16 protein-coding genes are annotated in these 16,500 nt (G+C 64.5%); 11 read left to right on the plus strand and 5 right to left on the minus strand.

What is annotated here, in order from left to right; translation table 11 throughout:
* Nucleotides 1-66: 66 nt before the first annotated feature.
* Both FJ956_RS13075 and FJ956_RS13080 read right to left on the minus strand, forming a co-directional pair.
* On the minus strand, nucleotides 67-864 hold the full coding sequence (locus FJ956_RS13075) for a methyltransferase (protein WP_181170160.1): 798 nt from the start codon (nucleotides 862-864) through the stop codon (nucleotides 67-69).
* Nucleotides 864-1,088, minus strand: coding sequence for a DUF2007 domain-containing protein (locus FJ956_RS13080; protein WP_027164594.1), 225 nt, complete (start codon nucleotides 1,086-1,088; stop codon nucleotides 864-866). The genes FJ956_RS13075 and FJ956_RS13080 overlap by 1 nt, the downstream gene beginning before the upstream one ends.
* Before the next feature lie 178 nt (nucleotides 1,089-1,266).
* On the opposite strand from FJ956_RS13080, the gene FJ956_RS13085 reads away from it, so the two are divergent.
* From FJ956_RS13085 to FJ956_RS13105, 5 genes are all read left to right on the plus strand, one after another.
* Nucleotides 1,267-2,280, plus strand: a complete 1,014-nt coding sequence (locus FJ956_RS13085) for a polyprenyl synthetase family protein (RefSeq protein ID WP_140675758.1) — start codon at nucleotides 1,267-1,269, stop codon at nucleotides 2,278-2,280.
* A gap of 107 nt (nucleotides 2,281-2,387) precedes the next feature.
* Nucleotides 2,388-3,053 (plus strand): GntR family transcriptional regulator, encoded by a 666-nt coding sequence (locus FJ956_RS13090; protein ID WP_140675676.1) that lies wholly within the window; start codon nucleotides 2,388-2,390, stop codon nucleotides 3,051-3,053.
* A gap of 366 nt (nucleotides 3,054-3,419) precedes the next feature.
* On the plus strand, nucleotides 3,420-4,010 hold the full coding sequence (locus tag FJ956_RS13095) for a biotin transporter BioY (RefSeq protein ID WP_140675680.1): 591 nt from the start codon (nucleotides 3,420-3,422) through the stop codon (nucleotides 4,008-4,010).
* Between the two features lie 32 nt (nucleotides 4,011-4,042).
* Nucleotides 4,043-4,459 carry a DUF1284 domain-containing protein gene (locus tag FJ956_RS13100; protein ID WP_140675683.1) on the plus strand — a complete coding sequence of 139 codons (417 nt, stop codon included), beginning with the start codon at nucleotides 4,043-4,045 and terminating at the stop codon, nucleotides 4,457-4,459.
* Between the two features lie 203 nt (nucleotides 4,460-4,662).
* Entirely contained in the window at nucleotides 4,663-6,438 is a 1,776-nt protein-coding gene (locus FJ956_RS13105) for a tetratricopeptide repeat protein (RefSeq protein WP_140675686.1), read from the plus strand.
* Between the two features lie 382 nt (nucleotides 6,439-6,820).
* Here FJ956_RS13105 and FJ956_RS13110 read toward each other — a convergent pair whose 3' ends face one another.
* The gene (locus FJ956_RS13110; RefSeq protein ID WP_140675689.1) at nucleotides 6,821-7,282 is read right to left on the minus strand and encodes a GNAT family N-acetyltransferase; all 462 of its coding nucleotides are present in this window, start codon (nucleotides 7,280-7,282) and stop codon (nucleotides 6,821-6,823) included.
* Nucleotides 7,283-7,475: 193 nt separating this feature from the next.
* Between FJ956_RS13110 and FJ956_RS13115 the strand changes: the two genes are divergently transcribed.
* Nucleotides 7,476-8,399, plus strand: a complete 924-nt coding sequence (locus tag FJ956_RS13115; RefSeq protein WP_181170166.1) for a glycine--tRNA ligase subunit alpha — start codon at nucleotides 7,476-7,478, stop codon at nucleotides 8,397-8,399.
* Here the strand turns inward: FJ956_RS13115 and FJ956_RS13120 are convergent.
* Nucleotides 8,396-8,578, minus strand: a complete 183-nt coding sequence (locus tag FJ956_RS13120) for a hypothetical protein (RefSeq protein WP_140675695.1) — start codon at nucleotides 8,576-8,578, stop codon at nucleotides 8,396-8,398. The two genes, FJ956_RS13115 and FJ956_RS13120, sit on opposite strands and share 4 nt — an antisense overlap.
* A 252-nt stretch (nucleotides 8,579-8,830) precedes the next feature.
* On the opposite strand from FJ956_RS13120, the gene glyS reads away from it, so the two are divergent.
* Both glyS and FJ956_RS30495 read left to right on the plus strand, forming a co-directional pair.
* Nucleotides 8,831-11,128 (plus strand): glycine--tRNA ligase subunit beta, encoded by a 2,298-nt coding sequence (gene glyS, locus FJ956_RS13125; protein ID WP_140675696.1) that lies wholly within the window; start codon nucleotides 8,831-8,833, stop codon nucleotides 11,126-11,128.
* Between the two features lie 285 nt (nucleotides 11,129-11,413).
* A complete protein-coding gene (locus tag FJ956_RS30495; RefSeq protein ID WP_181170161.1) occupies nucleotides 11,414-11,767 on the plus strand; it encodes an ATPase in 354 nt (117 codons plus the stop codon).
* A gap of 690 nt (nucleotides 11,768-12,457) precedes the next feature.
* Here FJ956_RS30495 and FJ956_RS13135 read toward each other — a convergent pair.
* Nucleotides 12,458-12,961: a hypothetical protein gene (locus tag FJ956_RS13135; RefSeq protein ID WP_181170162.1), complete on the minus strand. Its 504-nt coding sequence runs from the start codon at nucleotides 12,959-12,961 to the stop codon at nucleotides 12,458-12,460.
* Nucleotides 12,962-13,237: 276 nt separating this feature from the next.
* Here FJ956_RS13135 and FJ956_RS13140 point away from each other — a divergent pair, with 276 nt between their 5' ends.
* The 3 genes from FJ956_RS13140 to FJ956_RS13150 all read left to right on the plus strand — a co-directional run bounded on the left by FJ956_RS13140 (nucleotide 13,238) and on the right by FJ956_RS13150 (nucleotide 16,408).
* Nucleotides 13,238-14,200, plus strand: coding sequence for an L-threonylcarbamoyladenylate synthase (locus FJ956_RS13140; RefSeq protein ID WP_246672035.1), 963 nt, complete (start codon nucleotides 13,238-13,240; stop codon nucleotides 14,198-14,200).
* Nucleotides 14,201-14,219: 19 nt separating this feature from the next.
* Nucleotides 14,220-15,653, plus strand: coding sequence for an FAD-binding oxidoreductase (locus tag FJ956_RS13145; RefSeq protein WP_140675701.1), 1,434 nt, complete (start codon nucleotides 14,220-14,222; stop codon nucleotides 15,651-15,653).
* A 188-nt stretch (nucleotides 15,654-15,841) separates the two neighbouring features.
* Nucleotides 15,842-16,408 (plus strand): DUF6101 family protein, encoded by a 567-nt coding sequence (locus tag FJ956_RS13150; protein ID WP_140675761.1) that lies wholly within the window; start codon nucleotides 15,842-15,844, stop codon nucleotides 16,406-16,408.
* Nucleotides 16,409-16,500 lie beyond the last annotated feature (92 nt).

Genomic DNA, 16,500 nt, shown 5'->3' on the forward strand with positions numbered 1-16,500 from the left:
ACATGCATAAAACAAAAACTTGAAGCGCGTCGCTAGAATCCATTTCAACGCGACGCGCTTCAAGGATCAATCGCCAAACAGCGATGCCAGGCCGTTATTGATCATTTCCGTCCGCTCCGCCGGCGCGTTGCCCGACGGTCCGTGCAAGATGAGCGGCGGGCGGATCGACAGTTTTCCACGCGCGCCGAGCACTGCCCTGACGACGATGCGGATCGCCGCCGCGTCCGGCCGTGGATGCACGCACAGCATCTCGGCATCGCCGAAGCGCCCGTCGATCGCATCGAGGATGGCGACCAATTGCTCGGGCCGGGCGATGACGGCCAGCCCGCCGCGCGGCCTGGCGACGGCGGCGGCGCTCCTGATCCAGCGCTCGAACAGCCCGTCCTCGACGACATGCGCCTCCCTGCGCAACGCGTTGGGGGTGGCGCGATCTTGCGCCGCGTTGAACGGCGGGTTCATGATGACGAAATCGAACTGGTTGTCGGCAAGGCCGGCTTCAGCACGCGCCCGGCCGGCCAGGGTGACGTCGGCCGTCAGCACCGAAGCGCGGTCGCCGAGATGCGCATTGCCGGGATGCGAAAGCGTGGCTGCGGCGAACCCGGCCATCTCGGCCGAGCGTTCGACGAGCACTGCCCGCGCCGCCGGGCAGCGCGACAGCACGGCAAGGGCCGCAGCACCCGCGCCCGCGCCGAAATCGGCGAGCCGGCCGGAAAAGCCGGACGGCACGGCGGCCGCCAGCATCATGGCGTCCATGCCGGCGCGATGACCGCCCCGGCTCGGCTGCACCAGCCAGAAGCGCCCGCGATGGAAGGCATCGACCGTGTGCGCCGGCGTATCCGGGACGGGGGCGGTCCTGGCTGCCATTATTTTTTGCGGATCTCGTTCTCGATGCCGGCATCCTTGAGGATGCGGCGCGCCGCATCGACTTTCTCGGCATCGACCATCACCCGCCGCGGCAGGATGCCGAGCGAGCCGTCGAGCACGCTCATATTCTGGTCGGCGACGAAACAGGCGATGCCGGCGTCGCGCATCAGCGATTCGACAAAGGAGATCACGACGGCGTCGTTGGTGCGGACAAGCTCGATCATGGAACGAAAATCGCAGGTTGCGGCGTTCGTGTAAACGTGCGGGTGGACACACCGTCGGCAAAGCCGCGCCAATTCGCCTCTTGCCGTGCCCGGTTGTGCCGCCCTAGAGTCGGAGCGGGATTATGGGTGCCGTCGTGCGCGTTAACTCGTGCGCGTTAAAGAGACGGGAGTTGTCGTGGTGGGTGTCGTCCTCAACATCGAAGGCAAGCGGGAACCCGCTTCCATCAAGGATTTGATCGATCTGACGGCGGCCGACATGGGGCGGGTCAACGAGCTGATCCTGTCCAAGGCCGGCTCCGACGTCGAGATGATCCCGGAGATCGCCAACCACCTGATCTCGTCCGGCGGCAAGCGACTCAGGCCCATGCTCACGCTCGCCGCCGCGCAGATGTTCGGCTATTCCGGCGAAGGCCATGTCAAGCTCGCCACGGCGGTCGAGTTCATGCACACGGCGACGCTTCTGCATGACGACGTGGTCGACGAGAGCGCGCTGCGCCGCGGCAAGAAGACGGCGCGCATGATCTGGGGCAACCAGGCGAGCGTGCTCGTCGGCGACTTCCTGCTCGGCCAGGCTTTCCGCATGATGGTCGAGGTCGGTTCGCTGGAAGCCTTGGACATCCTGTCGGCCGCGGCCTCCATCATCGCCGAGGGCGAGGTGATGCAACTTGCCGCCGCGAAGAACCTCGAGACCACCGAGGATGAGCATTTCGCCGTCATCAAGGCCAAGACCGCGGCGCTGTTTTCGGCCGCTGCGGAAGTCGGGCCGGTTATCGCCCAGGCCTCGCGCACGGATCGCGCGGCACTGCGCTCATACGGCATGAATCTCGGCCTTGCCTTCCAGCTCATCGACGACGCGCTGGACTATGGCGGCTCGAGCAAGGATCTCGGCAAGAATGTCGGCGACGATTTCCGCGAGGGCAAGGTGACGCTGCCGGTGATCCTCGCCTACCGGCGCGGCACCAAGGCCGAGCGCACCTTCTGGAAGCGCGCTATCGAGGACAATGTCGCCGACGATGCCGGGCTCGAAAAGGCAATCGGCCTGATGGCCCGCCACGGCGCCATCGCCGACACGATCGGCCGCGCCCGCCATTTCGGCGAGATTGCCCGCGACGCGCTGGCGCCGCTGGAGGCGACGCTGCAGAAATCGGCGCTGATCGACGTCATCGATTTTTGCATCAGCCGCGTCAACTGAGCCTGTCTGTCTTCTCGGGACTTGCCTTGCATCCGCCGGACAGGGCGCTTGTGAATCCCACGCTGGGCCGTCTCGACAAAGGGCGGTCCGGCAAATTATCTATAAATATGGCCAGCACAGAAGACACGATCGCCGTCCGCATCAGCAAGGAACTGGCGGACCGCATCATTTCGGGCGCCATAGAGCCCGGCTCGCGGCTGCGCCAGGACCATGTCGCCGAGGAATTCAACACCAGCCATGTCCCGGTGCGCGAGGCTTTCCGCCGCCTCGAGGCGCAAGGCTTGGCGATCAGCGAGCCTAGGCGCGGCGTGCGCGTCGCTTCTTTCGATCTCGGCGAGGTCAGGGAGGTGGCCGAGATGCGGGCGGCGCTCGAAGTGCTGGCGCTGCGCCATGCCGCGCCGCATCTGACGGCGTCGATCCTCGACCTGGCCGAGGAGGCGACCAAGGCCGGCGACAAATCCCGCGACGTGCGCTCCTGGGAAGAGGCCAATCGCACTTTCCACCGGCTGATCCTGGCGCCCTGCAACATGCCGCGCCTGCTTTCCACCATCGACGACCTGCACGCGGCGAGCGCTCGTTTCCTGTTCGCGGCCTGGCGCTCGGAGTGGGAAACTCGCACCGACCAGGATCATCGGGCGATCCTGAGCGCGCTGAGACAAGGCAACCCCGAAGCGGCCGCCGCGACCCTCGGGCGTCACGTGCAATGGATCGGCCAGAAGCCCGTCAAGACCGCCTCCGGCAAGACCCGCGACGCCTTCGCCATCGTGGGGTAGGTTCGGCGATTGGCAATTGGCAATTGGCAATTGGCCGAGACCTCTCAGCCTCGTCATTCTAGGGCGGAGCAAGGAGCGGAGCGACGCAGCGCAGACCCTAGAATCCATTCCGTGACCTATGAGCTTCAAGGCGAACCAGACAATGGCACCGGTGCGCCATCGTAGACGGTCGCCTTCTGCACCGCTGCATTCTTCGGCCCGCGTAACGGAATGGATTCCAGGGTCTGCGCGCGTCGCTTCGCTCCCTGCTCCGCCCTGGAATGACGAATTTGAGGCAGGCGCTTGCCATTCGTTTCAAAATATGGATTCGATAATAGATGAAGTCAAAAAATTATCTATAATTTCACGCAAGCCAAGGAAGACATCGTGACCAACGCAGCCGTTTCGACCCACAAGCCCTCCTTCAGCCCACTGCGGCTGCACAGCCGTTCGCTCGCCTGGCAGATCGGCGCCGTCATCCTCGGCTCGCTGTTCCTGGCGCTGTCCTCCTATATCGAGGTGCCGATGGTGCCGGTTCCGGTCACCATGCAGACCTTCGCCGTGACGCTGGTCGGCGCCCTCTATGGCTGGCGTTTCGGTGCGCTCACAATCGCCGCCTGGCTCGTCGAGGGCGCCGCCGGCTTCCCGGTTCTTGCAGGCGGCGACGCTGGCGTTGAGCATTTCTTCGGTCCGACCGGCGGCTATCTCTTCGCCTTCCCAGTCGTCGGCGCCGTTGTCGGCTGGCTGGCCGAACGCGGCTGGAACGGCAACCGCGTCATGCTCGCCTTCGCCGCCATGCTCATCGGCAACCTGCTTTGCCTGGTTCTCGGCACCGCCTGGCTCGCCGTCATGATCGGCGCCGAGAAGGCCGTCACCTTCGGCTTCCTGCCCTTCATCGTCGGCGGCCTGCTCAAGTCGGCGCTGGGCGCGGCGACGCTGAAGCTGTTTTCGGGCAATAGGTCGGCCGATCCCCGGTAAGCTGCGAGGCTGATAATCGATCCCGACACGCGATGACCGTCAGGCTGCGCGCCCATCATTTGCTCTGCCTGCTGACCTATGTCGGCAAGGGCTACTCGCCGACCTTCACCGCCAACTACGACGAGGTGGTGAAGCGGCTCGGCGAGGGCGAGGGGGTGGTGATCGTTGCCGGTCCGGACGACATCTGCGCCCCGCTGCTCGGCGAGCCGGAGCCGCATTGCCTGCGCCAAAGCGCCGCCGAGCGGGACCGGATGGCGGCGCGCGATATCGGCGCTTTCCTCGGCCGGCCGATCGAGGCCGGGGATCGGTTCGTGCTTGACGCCACCGGCCTGGCGGCGATGCGCAAGGCCTTTTCGGCCGGCCTGACGCGCCAAGCGTGCTCCGGCTGCGAATGGTCCGGCCTGTGCGACGCGGTTGCCGCCGGCGGATTCAGCGATACCTACCTGTAGGCAATCCGATGCCGCATATGGGCGTCCGGGCCTCCGCGCGGGACTTTCCGCTGGCGCGGCATCGTTTTTTAAGCCGGATGATTGCATTGTGATTCGCTCGGCGATTGAAGCCCGACCCCAAAAAGGCCATGCTTTGACCGGAAAAGATCGAGTCTATGGGCGGTCCTCCAAGGGCGGGATCGCGTCTGGCTGAAAGGGATACGATGCGGCAAGGACGTGCGCGCTGGCTGACGAGGCTGGCATTTTTGACCGGTGTGGCGCTTTGGGTGCTGCCGGTCCAGGCCAAGGAAGAGGCCCGACCGCTCCAGATCACGTCTTTCTCTGGCGCCTATCTCGCGGCTCATATCGCCGAAAGCGACAATGACCTCGACGATGCGATCGCCTATTACAAGCAGGCGCTGGCCTTTGCGCCGGACGACAAGGAATTGCAGCAGAGCCTGATGCTGGCTCTGGTCGCCCAAGGCCGCTTCGAGGAATCGCTGGTCTATGCCGACAAGCTGAAGGAAGTGCCGGATGTCGAGCGCTTCTCGCGCCTCGCGCTGGCCATCGATTCCTTCCACAAGAAGGACTACGCCAAGGCGCAGTACTGGTTGAAGCTCTCGCTCGAATCCGATCTCGACCGGCTGCTCTCGGGCGTCATGGACGGCTGGGCCAAGGAAGGCGCCGGCAACGCGTCCGAGGCCATGGATTCCATCGACAAGCTCAAGGGCCCGGACTGGTTCGGCCTGTTCAAATCGTTCCACCGCGCGCTGATCGCCGACGCCGCCGGCCTGAACGACAAGGCCGACGAGATCTACGCCGCCACCATGGCCGATACCACGGCCGGCGGCTCCGCCCCCGAAACCTGGATGCGCAACGCCCAGGCCTATGCCTCGTTCCTCGCCCGCAAGGGCGACAAGTCGAAGGCGCTGGCGGTGTTGAACCAGGCCGAGGCCTTTGCGCCGGGCAAGCTCGAAATCACCACGCTGCGCGACCGCATCGCCAAGGGCGACAAGATCGAGCCGCTTGTCGCCGGCCCGGCCGACGGCGCCTCCGAAATCCTGCTCGACCTTGCCACCGCGCTCAACCGCGGCGGCGGCGAGCCTTTCGTGCGCCTCTATTTGCAATATGCGCTGGCGCTGAAGCCCGACAGCGACGCGGCCCTGGTGCAGCTTGCCGCCGTTGCCGAGCAGCTCAAGGACGGCGAAGGCGCGGTCGCGCTATACCGCCGTATTCCGGCGTCCTCGCCGCTCAAAGAGCTCTCCGACCTGCAGATCGGCCTCAACCTTGCCGATCTCGACAAGCATGACGAAGCGATTTCGCATCTCAAGGCCTATCTCGACAGGCATCCGGAGGACATGCGCGCCTATCTGGCGCTTGGCGGCGTCTATGGCTCGAAGGAAGATTTCCGCTCGGCCGCCAGTCTCTACGACAAGGCCGTCGAGCAGCTGAAGACGCCGACCGCCGCCAACTGGAACATCTTCTACCAGCGCGGCATCGCCTATGAGCGGCTGAAGGAATGGCCGAAGGCGGAACCCAATTTCCGCAAGGCGCTGGAGCTGCAGCCCGACCAGCCGCAGGTCATGAACTATCTCGGCTATTCCTGGGTCGACATGAACATGAACCTCAAGGAAGGCCTGGCGATGATCCAGAAGGCCGTGGATCTGCGGCCGAACGACGGCTACATCGTCGATTCGCTGGGCTGGGCCTATTTCCGCATGGGCCGCTTCGACGACGCCGTGCGCGAGATGGAGCGCGCCGTCTCGCTGAAGCCGGAGGATCCGGTCCTCAACGACCATCTCGGCGACGCCTACTGGCGCGTCGGCCGCAAGCTCGAGGCCACCTATCAGTGGACGCAGGCGCGCGACCTGAAGCCGGACCCCGATGTGCTCGCCACCTTGCAGCAGAAGCTGCTCAAGGGCCTGCCGCCGATCGAATCCAACACAGCGCAGGAAACCCCCAAGGTAAAGCCGGACCCGACGCCCGCGCCGAAAGGCTGAGCGACTTTCGTCGACGTTCAAGAATGCGGGGCTCGTCGAGCCCCGTTTTCGTTTGGGGTTGGCCTCTTAGCCGAAACGCCCATCGCGATCGTCATTCTATGGCGGAGCAAGGAGCGAAGCGGCGTCGCGCAGACCATAGAATCCATGCCGTGACCTTAAGGCGTTGCAACGATGCAGAATTCTGCTCCGCTGCACTCTTCGATCAAGGTCACGGAATGGATTCCAGGGTCTGCGCGACGCCGCTTCGCGGCTGCTCCGCCCTGGAATGACGAGGTTCGGGCGGCTTCAGCCATCTCAGCTTTTGTGCCGATTTCACGGAAATGACCGGCGAAAATCTTGCGCGCCGACAAACAGCGGCCTTTCAAATTCCTATGTCGAGAAATTAGAACATCTTTCTGTAGACGACGAACCCGGACTTCTCGCCGACCTTGTCGTAGAGCTGCATCGCCGTACGGTTCGTCTCATGCGTCAGCCAGTAGACGCGGTTCGCGCCCGCTTGGCCAGCGCGTTCGTAGACGCCTTCGATCAGCGCCCGGCCGACGCCCTGGCCGCGCGCGGCTTGCGTGGTGAAGAGATCCTGCAGATAGCAGCTCGGCGCGATCGATGTTGTCGAGCGATGATAGAGATAGTGCACGAGACCGAGAAGCTTGCCTTCGCGCTCGGCCACCAGCGCATGCACCGGCTCATAGGCGTCGAAGAAACGCGACCAGGTCATCTGCGTGATCTCGCCGGCAAGCGCCGTCGGGCCGGAGCGCCCGTAAAACGCGTTGTAGCCGTCCCACAGCGGCAGCCACTGCTCGTAATCCTGCCTTGCTATGGGTCGGACGGTGAGTTGACCGGACATGGCTGAACCTTCGTTGTTGAAGCTGGGGCGAAGCAAAGGATCGCCGCGGTTCGCCGGCAATGGGCCAGCCCCACGCAAAGCGTTCAACCTCGCCGGATGCGGGGCGCCGCCTTGACGCTTGCCGGCCCGGCAACTAGGGAAGCGTCATCCTGCGCTTTCCGAGGCCGCCGTGACCATCGAGATCCCCGCTCACATGCATCCCAGCCGCTCCTTCCAGGGGCTGATCCTGACCTTGCACAATTACTGGGCGGACTATGGTTGCCTCATCCTGCAGCCCTACGACATGGAAGTCGGCGCCGGCACCTTCCATCCGGCGACCACCTTGCGCGCGCTGGGTCCGCTGCGCTGGAACGCCGCTTATGTCCAGCCGTCGCGCCGGCCGAAGGACGGCCGCTATGGCGAAAACCCGAACCGCCTGCAGCATTATTACCAGTATCAGGTGATCCTGAAACCCAATCCGCCGAACCTGCAGGAGCTCTATCTCGGCTCGCTCGAGGCGATCGGCATCGATCCGCTGCTGCATGACATCCGCTTCGTCGAGGATGACTGGGAAAGCCCGACGCTGGGTGCCTGGGGGCTCGGTTGGGAGTGCTGGTGCGATGGCATGGAAGTGTCGCAATTCACCTATTTCCAGCAGGTCTGCGGCATCGAATGCGCGCCGGTGGCGGGCGAGCTGACCTACGGCCTGGAGCGGCTCGCCATGTATGTGCAGGGCGTCGACAATGTCTACGACCTGAACTTCAACGGCCGCGAAGGCGCCGAGAAGGTCACTTACGGCGACGTCTTCCTGCAGGCCGAGCAGGAATATTCGCGCCACAATTTCGAATTCGCCAACACCGCGATGCTGTTGAGACACTTCGAGGACGCCGAGGCCGAATGCAAGGCGCTGCTCGATGCCGGCACGCCCAAGCCGAGCGACAATCTGGCGATGCACCGCATGGTCTTTCCGGCTTACGACCAGTGCATCAAGGCAAGCCATGTCTTCAACCTGCTCGACGCGCGCGGCGTGATCTCGGTGACCGAGCGGCAAAGCTACATCCTGCGCGTGCGCAACCTGGCCAAGGCTTGCGGTGAGGCGTTCCTCAAGACGCGGGCCGGCGGGCTGGCGGCGGCTTAAGCCGATACGGCTTTCGCGGTCTGGGTGGCCGCGCCGGCCGGCAACACGATCTGCGCCGATGCGCTGTCGATCGTGCGCATGGCCTGCCTGATCCCCGGCATCGTGATCGCGCCATGCGCCTGGGCGGCGAAGCAGGCGCTGAGCGCCAGGATCTGCAGGGTTCTCGATGCCGTCTTCATCGTCGTTCAGCCAGTAGGTCTCTGCCTGAGCGTTTGTCGCTTCAGCGCAGCGTTCGGTTCACGGGAAGTTCTGCTCCAAGGACGGGTGGCGCCGCGCCGTTCCGACAGCGGGTCGAAAAATTCCGCGAAATCGGTCGAGGAGGCGGTCTGCTTGCGGGGTGACAGCGGCCGGCCGAGTTGCTATTTCCCGCGCATTCGTTTCGGCGCTGCGCGCCGACCCTCCCCATCATGGGGGGGGTGGGGAGCTTAACTATGCCCGACCTGCTCTTGGAACTTCGCTCCGAGGAGATTCCCGCCCGCATGCAGCGCAAGGCTGCCGGCGACCTCAGGAAGATGCTGACCGACGGCCTGGTCGAGGCGGGTCTGACCTATGAGGCGGCGCGTGAATATTGGACGCCGCGGCGCCTGACGCTCGACATAAGGGGCCTGACCGCGCGTTCGAAGGACATCCGCGAGGAGATCAAGGGGCCGTCGACCACGGCGCCCGAGCAGGCGGTGCAGGGCTTCCTGCGCAAGGCCGGCCTGTCATCGATCGCCGAGGCGCATGTCCATTCCGACCCGAAGAAGGGCGACTTCTACGTCGCCCATATCGCGAAGCCGGGCAGGGCGGCCGAAGAGATCATCGCCGAGCTGGTGCCGGGCATCATCAGGAATTTCCCCTGGCCGAAATCGATGCGCTGGGGGCCGGCCTCGGCGAAACCCGGCTCGCTGCGCTGGGTGCGGCCGCTGCAGTCGATCGTCTGCACCTTCGGCCCTGAGACCGAGGAGCCGGTTGTGGTCGATTTCGAGATCGACGGCCTCCGCGCCGGCAACGTCACCTATGGCCACCGCTTCCATGCGCCGGGCGGGATCACCGTGCGCCGCTTCGACGACTATGTCGCGAAGCTCGAAGCGGCCAAGGTCGTGCTCGACGCTGACCGGCGCAAGGAGATCATACTGGCCGATGCCCGCAACATCGCCTTTGCCAACGGCCTCGATCTCGTCGAGGACGAGGGCCTGCTGGAGGAAGTCTCCGGGCTGGTCGAATGGCCGGTCGTGCTGATGGGCGAGTTCGAGCAGGATTTCCTCACCATTCCGGGCGAAGTCATCCGCCTCACCATCCGCGCCAACCAGAAGTGCTTCGTCACCCGGCCGCAGGGCGCGGCCGAGGACCTGTCGAACCGCTTCATCCCGGTCGCCAATGTCGAGGCGAGCGACGGCGGCAAGGAAATCGCCTACGGCAACGGCAAGGTGGTGCGCGCCCGCCTGTCCGACGCGCTCTATTTCTGGAAGACCGACCAGGGCGATCTGCCGGACCTCGACCAGCTCGCGGAATCGGCGGCGAAGTTCGACCTGGATTTGAAGAAGCCGCTCGACCAGCGCATGGCGCGCCTCGATCATCTCAACGTCACCTTCCATGCCAAGCTCGGCACGCAGGGCGCGCGCGTTGAACGTATCAAGCGGCTGGCGCAAGAGCTGGCCCCGGTCGTCGGCGCCGATAGCGCGCTGGTCGCTCGCGCGTCGGTGCTCGCCAAGGCCGATCTGCAGACCGAAGTGGTCGGCGAGTTTCCGGAACTGCAGGGCGCCATGGGCCGCAAATACGCGCTGCTGCAGGGCGAGCATGCATCCGTGGCCGCGGCCGCCGAGGAGCACTACAAACCGCAAGGCCCATCCGACCGCGTGCCGACTGATCCGGTCTCGGTTGCGGTGGCGCTCGCCGACAAGCTCGACACGCTTATCGGATTCTGGGCGATCGATGAAAAGCCGACCGGCTCGAAGGATCCGTTCGCCCTGCGGCGCGCTGCGCTTGGCGTGGTCAGGATACTCATCGAGAATCGTATTCGTCTGGCGCTGACGTCTGTTTTCGCCAAGGCCTTTGCAAACTTCAAAGGCGGCGCGGATCAGTCGTCCGATCTCCTCGCCTTCTTCCACGACCGCCTGAAAGTCTATCTGCGCGAAAGCGGTGCACCGCATGACCTGATCGATGCTGTGTTGTCAGCCGGTTCGCGCCCGATCTCCCCCCTAGTGGGGGAGATGTCGGCGAAGCCGACAGAGGGGGGCGCTGTCCCGCCGGCCTCTCATTCTGTCGCGCCCCCCTCTGCCCTGCCGGGCATCTCCCCCACAAGGGGGGAGATCGGCCAATCGCCGAATGACGACCTCCTCCAGATCGTCCGCCGCGTCGAGGCGCTGGGTTCCCTGCTCGACACCGAGGAGGGCAAGAACCTGCTCGCCGGCACCAAGCGCGCGGCCAACATTCTCGCCGCCGAGGAGAAGAAGAAAACGCTGGTCGCCGAGACCGTTGAGCCGGCATTGTTCCGCGAGGAAGTGGAAAATAGGCTCTATGCCGCGGTGAATCAGGCCGAGAAAGAAGCCGGCCAAGCAATTCAAAATGAAGATTTTTCCGCCGCCATGCTGGCGCTTAGCGTGTTGCGCGAACCGGTTGATTCATTCTTTGAGGGCGTTCTCGTGAATGATGAGGACCAGGCCGTGCGCGCCAACCGTCTGGCGCTGCTCGCCCGCATCCGCGCCGCCACCGATCAGGTCGCGGATTTTTCAAAAATCGTCGGCTGACAGGGCAAAAATCGTCGGCTGACAGGGCAAAAATCGCGCCTTTCAACTTGCCCGCATTCGCTAGGATGCGGGCATTCCTCGACAATTCGGCGCCCGAAATTTAATGCGCCGGAGCCGGCTTACAGTCACACGGCGATGACCTCCGCATGGGACAAGGATGCATGTCGTCCAGAATCGCCGAGCGGTTCTGGGGCAACGACATGCATCAACCAAGACTTAAGGCGCGTTCCCCGAGATCGTTTCCCGCGGCGCGCCATAAGACGTTCCCAAACACGGAGGCATGCCATGAATTCCGTTGACGATATCGACCTGATTGAAGAGACCCCGGCCGCCGCCGAGGCGACCGAATCCGCTTCCGAAAACCTCCTCGACCACGCCGCCGCAGCGGCAGTCGAATCTGCCGATCCGTCCGAGGACGATGAGGAAGATGACGAAGACGGCGAGGAGGCCACTGCCTCGGCCGACGACGAGTCGGAAGACGAGGATGAAGACGGCGACGACGATGACGCCGACGACGAAGACGATAACTCCGACGAAGAAGCCAAAGCCTCGGGCGACGATGAGTCCGACGACGAGGATGAAGATGGCGAGGACGATGAAGACGACGACGATGATGACGACAAGGAACAAGCGGCCTGAGCCGTCCCCTGTCGTGTGAGCAGGAGGGGCGGCGCGTCATGCGTCGCCCTTTTTCGTCAAGCTCGTCAGTCTTCCAGGAAGATTGACCCCATCAATCTTCAGAAGCTGACTAGTGCCACTGCACAGGGATTTTGAAAGGTTGCCGTTTGTCTTGGTGCAAGATTTTCCATTCATTTGCGTGAAATCGGCGCAAACGCCGGGGATTGGTTGAAGCCGCCCCCCCAACGTCGTCATTCTATGGCGGAGCAAGGAGCGAAGCGACGCGGCGCAGACCATAGAATCCATGCCGTGACTTGGAAGCGCCGCCACAGTGCAGAATTTTGCTCCGTTGCACGCCTTGGCGAAGGTGACGGCATGGATTCTAGGGTCTTCGCGACGGAGCTTCGCTCCTGCTCCGCCCTAGAATGACGATCGCGATGGGCGTTTCGGCCAATCTCCAACGCGTGCCACCTGCCAACGCAAACAAAGCCTACCGAAGCCGACCGGTCAAAATCCCTGTGAGTGCCACTAGTCAGGCTTCCACGATGCTGACCCGCACGCTGTCCGGATAGACCTCGACCTCGATCAGCGGCTCGCCATTGACGATGGCGCGCCCCGTCGAGCTGCTCATGGCGCCGCCGTGCCCGATCCGCATGACGGGGATCGGATAGAGTTAAGCGCCTAGCACACCAAGGCCGGATCCAATGTGACCTACATCGCCTTGCCGACGCGCGGCTGTGACTCTTGCGGCTGCGCCTGTGGCTGCGCATCGGCTGTCGCGCCTGGCTGGGCGGCGGTTTTGCCGCTGCCGTTCGAAGCTGATGCAGCGCCGTTCGCCGGCGTTGCCGGTGATGTGCCGTTTGCCGGCGCGGTGGCGGCGGGTGTGGTTGCCGGTGTCGCGGGCTTGGCCGACGCTGTCGCCGCCGGCGTTGCGAAAGCGCCGCCGACAATGCCGCCGCGAATGATCATCGGGGCCTGCTGGTGCCCGGATTTCTCGGGGATTGCCGCGACCTTTTCGTCGGTGACTGCGGGCATAGGGTCGCCAAGCGCTATCATCGACGGCGCCGAGGCCGCGGACAGCTTGGTCGGCTCGATCGCATTCAGCCTGATTACGGAAGGCGTCGAGGTCAAGGGTCCGACCACGACGATCGACGAGGCATGTGCCGCGCCGTTCATCGCCAAAAGGCCGATACCGAACGCTCCAAGCAAACGCATCACAAGAACTCCCCAGCCCGCAACCACATCAAACCCGCACCTTAGGGCCGGCACATTGAAGCCGGCTTGCTTGGAAACTTAACATTTTAGGGATTGATAAATCGCCAATGCCCGCACTTGCCCGATGCAAGCGGCCGTATTACGGGACCGGCATGTCTAAAGCGCGTCGCGTTGAAACGGATTCAATCGACGCGCTTTAGGTTTTGTTTCATGCATGTTGTTGTCCCAAAACCGCTGCACACTTTTGGGCAACATGCATCAGGATTGGTGGCGAATTTGGCTGAGATGCTGGCGATCGGCGAGGCTCTGGAGCGGGCCTTGGCGTTGCTCGAAGGCGGCGACGTCGTCGCCATCCCGACCGAGACGGTCTATGGCCTGGCCGGCGATGCCACCAACGGCGTCGCCGTGGCGCGCATTTTCGAGGCCAAGGGCCGGCCACGCTTCAACCCGCTGATCGCCCATGTCGCGGATCGCGCCATGGCGGACCGTATCGCCGGCTTCGATCCGCTGTCGGCAAGATTGGCCGAGGCCTTCTGGCCCGGCCCGCTGACGCTGGTGCTGCCGCACCGGGCGGACAGCGGCATCCATCCGCTGGTCACCGCGGGGCTGGACACGATCGCGCTGCGCATGCCGCGCGGGTTCGGCGGCGGCCTGATCGCGCGGCTCGGCCGGCCGCTCGCGGCCCCCAGCGCCAATTCCTCCGGAAAGATCAGCGGCACGACGGCAGGCGCGGTCGCCGCCGATCTCGGTGACAGGATCAGGCTGGTCGTCGATGGCGGCGCGACGCCTGTCGGGCTCGAATCGACCATCGTCAAAGTCGAGGACGGCAGGCTGCGGTTGCTGCGGCCCGGCGGCATCGGCGCCGAGGAGATCGAGGCGGTGGCCGGCGCGAAATTGTCGCGCGGCGCGAGCGGCATCGAGGCGCCTGGCATGCTTGCCTCGCATTACGCGCCGGGCGCCGCGATGCGGCTCAATGTCGGAAAAATTGCCGAAGGCGAGGCTTTGCTTGCGTTCGGCCGCAACCGCGCCGAGGGCTGGGCGCACGCCGTTGCGCTGCGCAACCTCTCCGAGGCGGGCGACCTGCGCGAGGCGGCCAGCAATCTGTTCGCCTTCATGCAGGCGCTCGACCGCGTCGGCGCCGCGACCATCGCCGTCGAGCCGATCCCGTTGGAGGGCCTGGGCGAGGCGATCAACGACCGGCTCGCCCGCGCCGCCGCGCCGCGTGACAAGCCCGCCTGAGCGCCCTAGGGTTTGTTTCATGAACGACCAGCCCTTGGATCTCGATCCCGCCCTCATCGACCGCTTCACGGCCATCGTCGGCGACAAATATGCATTGCGCGACCAGGCCGACATCAGACCTTACATCACCGAGCGGCGTGGCCTTTGGCATGGCCGGACATCGCTGGTGCTGCGCCCCGGCAGCGTCGAGGAAGTGAGCCGCATCATGCGTCTGGCAACCGAAACCGGAACGCCGGTCGTGCCGCAAAGCGGCAATACAGGGCTGGTCGGCGCCCAGGTGCCGGACAAATCCGGCCACGACGTCGTGCTGTCGCTGTCCAGGCTGAACCGCATCCGCGAGATCGATGTCCTGTCGAATACGGTGACCGCCGAGGCCGGCGTCATCCTGCAGACGCTGCAGGAAGCGGCCGACGCCGCCGGCCGGCTGTTTCCGCTGTCGCTCGCGGCCCAAGGCTCCTGCCAGATCGGCGGTAATCTGTCCTCCAATGCCGGCGGCACCGGGGTGCTTGCTTACGGCAATGCGCGCGAGCTCTGCCTCGGCGTCGAGGTCGTGCTGCCGACCGGCGAGGTGTTCGACGACCTGCGCAAATTGAAGAAGGACAACACCGGCTACGATCTGAAGAACCTTTTCGTCGGCGCCGAAGGCACGCTCGGCATCATCACCGCCGCGGTGCTGAAATTGTTCCCGAAGCCGAAAGGCAGGGAGGTCGCCTTTGCCGGCCTGCCGTCGTCCCCGCACGACGCGCTTTCGCTGTTCACCCTGGCGATGGACCGGGCCGGCGCCTCGCTCACCGCCTTCGAGCTGATCGCCAGAAGGCCTTATGACTTCACGCTCAAGCACGGGCAGGGCATCACCCGGCCGCTGGCCGACGACTGGCCCTGGTACGTCTTGATGCAGGTCTCTTCCGGCCGTTCCGAAGAAGACGGCAGGGCGCTGATCGAGGAGATTCTTTCAGCCGGCCTCGAGCAAGGCATCGTCGGCGACGCGGTGGTGTCGGCAAGCCTTGCCCAGGGCGACGCTTTCTGGAATTTCCGCGAGACGCTCCCCGAATGCCAGAAGCCGGAGGGCGCCTCGATCAAGCACGACATCTCGGTTCCCATCGCCTCGATCCCGGAATTCATCGAAAAGGCGGCCGGCGTGGTTGAGGGGGTCTGCCCCGGCGCGCGCGTCGTCTGCTTCGGCCACATGGGCGACGGCAATCTTCACTACAACATCTCGCGTCCGGTGGACTGGCAGGACGAGGCGTTCCTCGAGCTCTACCATCCCATGAACATGGCGGTGCACGATGTCGTGCGCTCCTTCCACGGCTCGATCTCGGCCGAGCACGGCATCGGCCAGTTGAAGCGCGACGAGCTGATCGCCACGGCGCCGCCGATGGCGATCGACCTGATGCGGCGGGTGAAGGCCGCCTTCGATCCGGCCAGCATCATGAATCCCGGTAAGGTTATCTGATCCTTCCCCTATCTGGTGGCCGGTCGCATTCCGATAACCATCGGCTCAGATCAGCAAAATTTAACCGACTTTCTTAAGCGCGCCGGTAAGAAGCGAGCGCTAATGTTTCTTCCCATAACGAGGCCGGAAAAACCGGCCCTGAGAGAACCGGAAAACGGCCCTCAGGAATAACAGGGAAGACATTGATGATGAACACTGGGCTGAAGCCAGTCTGGGCCGGACGCAACATGCGTCTCGACCCGTTTCACCTGCCGCAAATGGTGAGCTATGCCACCCGCGACGACTATGGCGATGTGACCTTCACCATCGACCAGCGCGGCGCGGTCATCCGCCGTGTGCTGGAGATGAGCGGCGTGCCGGCGATCATCGCACTGCCCCCCAATGCGTTCCGCGGCGTCGCCGCGCGCGCCATGGAGGATCCGGACGGCAATGTCACGGTGACGCTGGAACTGCTGCACAATGATCCGATGCTGTCGGTGCCGCTTCTGGTCGCCGACGACCTCGACGACGTCGCTGCCGACTGGCGCGCCTGGGCCGACGCCTATCGCCTGCCGATGCTGCTGATCGAGGCCGACGGCATCGCCCGCACGCTGGAAGAATCGCTCGGCGCCGCCATCAAGGCGCTGCCGCCGCAGGAGCGCCGCAAGGGCCGCGTCTCCACCATGCGCCGCCCGCGCTTCCTCGCCCGCCGCAAGGCCGGCAATCTGGGCTTGAGACTGGTCATCGACGGCCAGGAGATCATTGCAAGGGAGTAGCGGCACTCACCTTCTCCCCTTGTGAGGGCTTTGCACGGAACCGGGTTGGTGATTCCGTAGGTCAGGAATGAAGGGGGATGATTCGGATGGTC

The organism is Mesorhizobium sp. B2-4-3 (assembly GCF_006442815.1).
Lineage (GTDB): Bacteria > Pseudomonadota > Alphaproteobacteria > Rhizobiales > Rhizobiaceae > Mesorhizobium.

Coding starts and splice junctions, on each gene's coding strand:
- FJ956_RS13075 (WP_181170160.1), bottom strand. CDS start 864: ATGGCAGCCAGGACCGCCCCCGTCCCGGATACGCCGGCGCACACGGTC.
- FJ956_RS13080 (WP_027164594.1), bottom strand. CDS start 1,088: ATGATCGAGCTTGTCCGCACCAACGACGCCGTCGTGATCTCCTTTGTC.
- FJ956_RS13090 (WP_140675676.1), top strand. CDS start 2,388: ATGGCCAGCACAGAAGACACGATCGCCGTCCGCATCAGCAAGGAACTG.
- FJ956_RS13100 (WP_140675683.1), top strand. CDS start 4,043: ATGACCGTCAGGCTGCGCGCCCATCATTTGCTCTGCCTGCTGACCTAT.
- FJ956_RS13105 (WP_140675686.1), top strand. CDS start 4,663: ATGCGGCAAGGACGTGCGCGCTGGCTGACGAGGCTGGCATTTTTGACC.
- FJ956_RS13110 (WP_140675689.1), bottom strand. CDS start 7,282: ATGTCCGGTCAACTCACCGTCCGACCCATAGCAAGGCAGGATTACGAG.
- FJ956_RS13115 (WP_181170166.1), top strand. CDS start 7,476: ATGCATCCCAGCCGCTCCTTCCAGGGGCTGATCCTGACCTTGCACAAT.
- FJ956_RS13120 (WP_140675695.1), bottom strand. CDS start 8,578: ATGAAGACGGCATCGAGAACCCTGCAGATCCTGGCGCTCAGCGCCTGC.
- glyS (WP_140675696.1), top strand. CDS start 8,831: ATGCCCGACCTGCTCTTGGAACTTCGCTCCGAGGAGATTCCCGCCCGC.
- FJ956_RS30495 (WP_181170161.1), top strand. CDS start 11,414: ATGAATTCCGTTGACGATATCGACCTGATTGAAGAGACCCCGGCCGCC.
- FJ956_RS13135 (WP_181170162.1), bottom strand. CDS start 12,961: ATGCGTTTGCTTGGAGCGTTCGGTATCGGCCTTTTGGCGATGAACGGC.
- FJ956_RS13145 (WP_140675701.1), top strand. CDS start 14,220: ATGAACGACCAGCCCTTGGATCTCGATCCCGCCCTCATCGACCGCTTC.
- FJ956_RS13150 (WP_140675761.1), top strand. CDS start 15,842: ATGAACACTGGGCTGAAGCCAGTCTGGGCCGGACGCAACATGCGTCTC.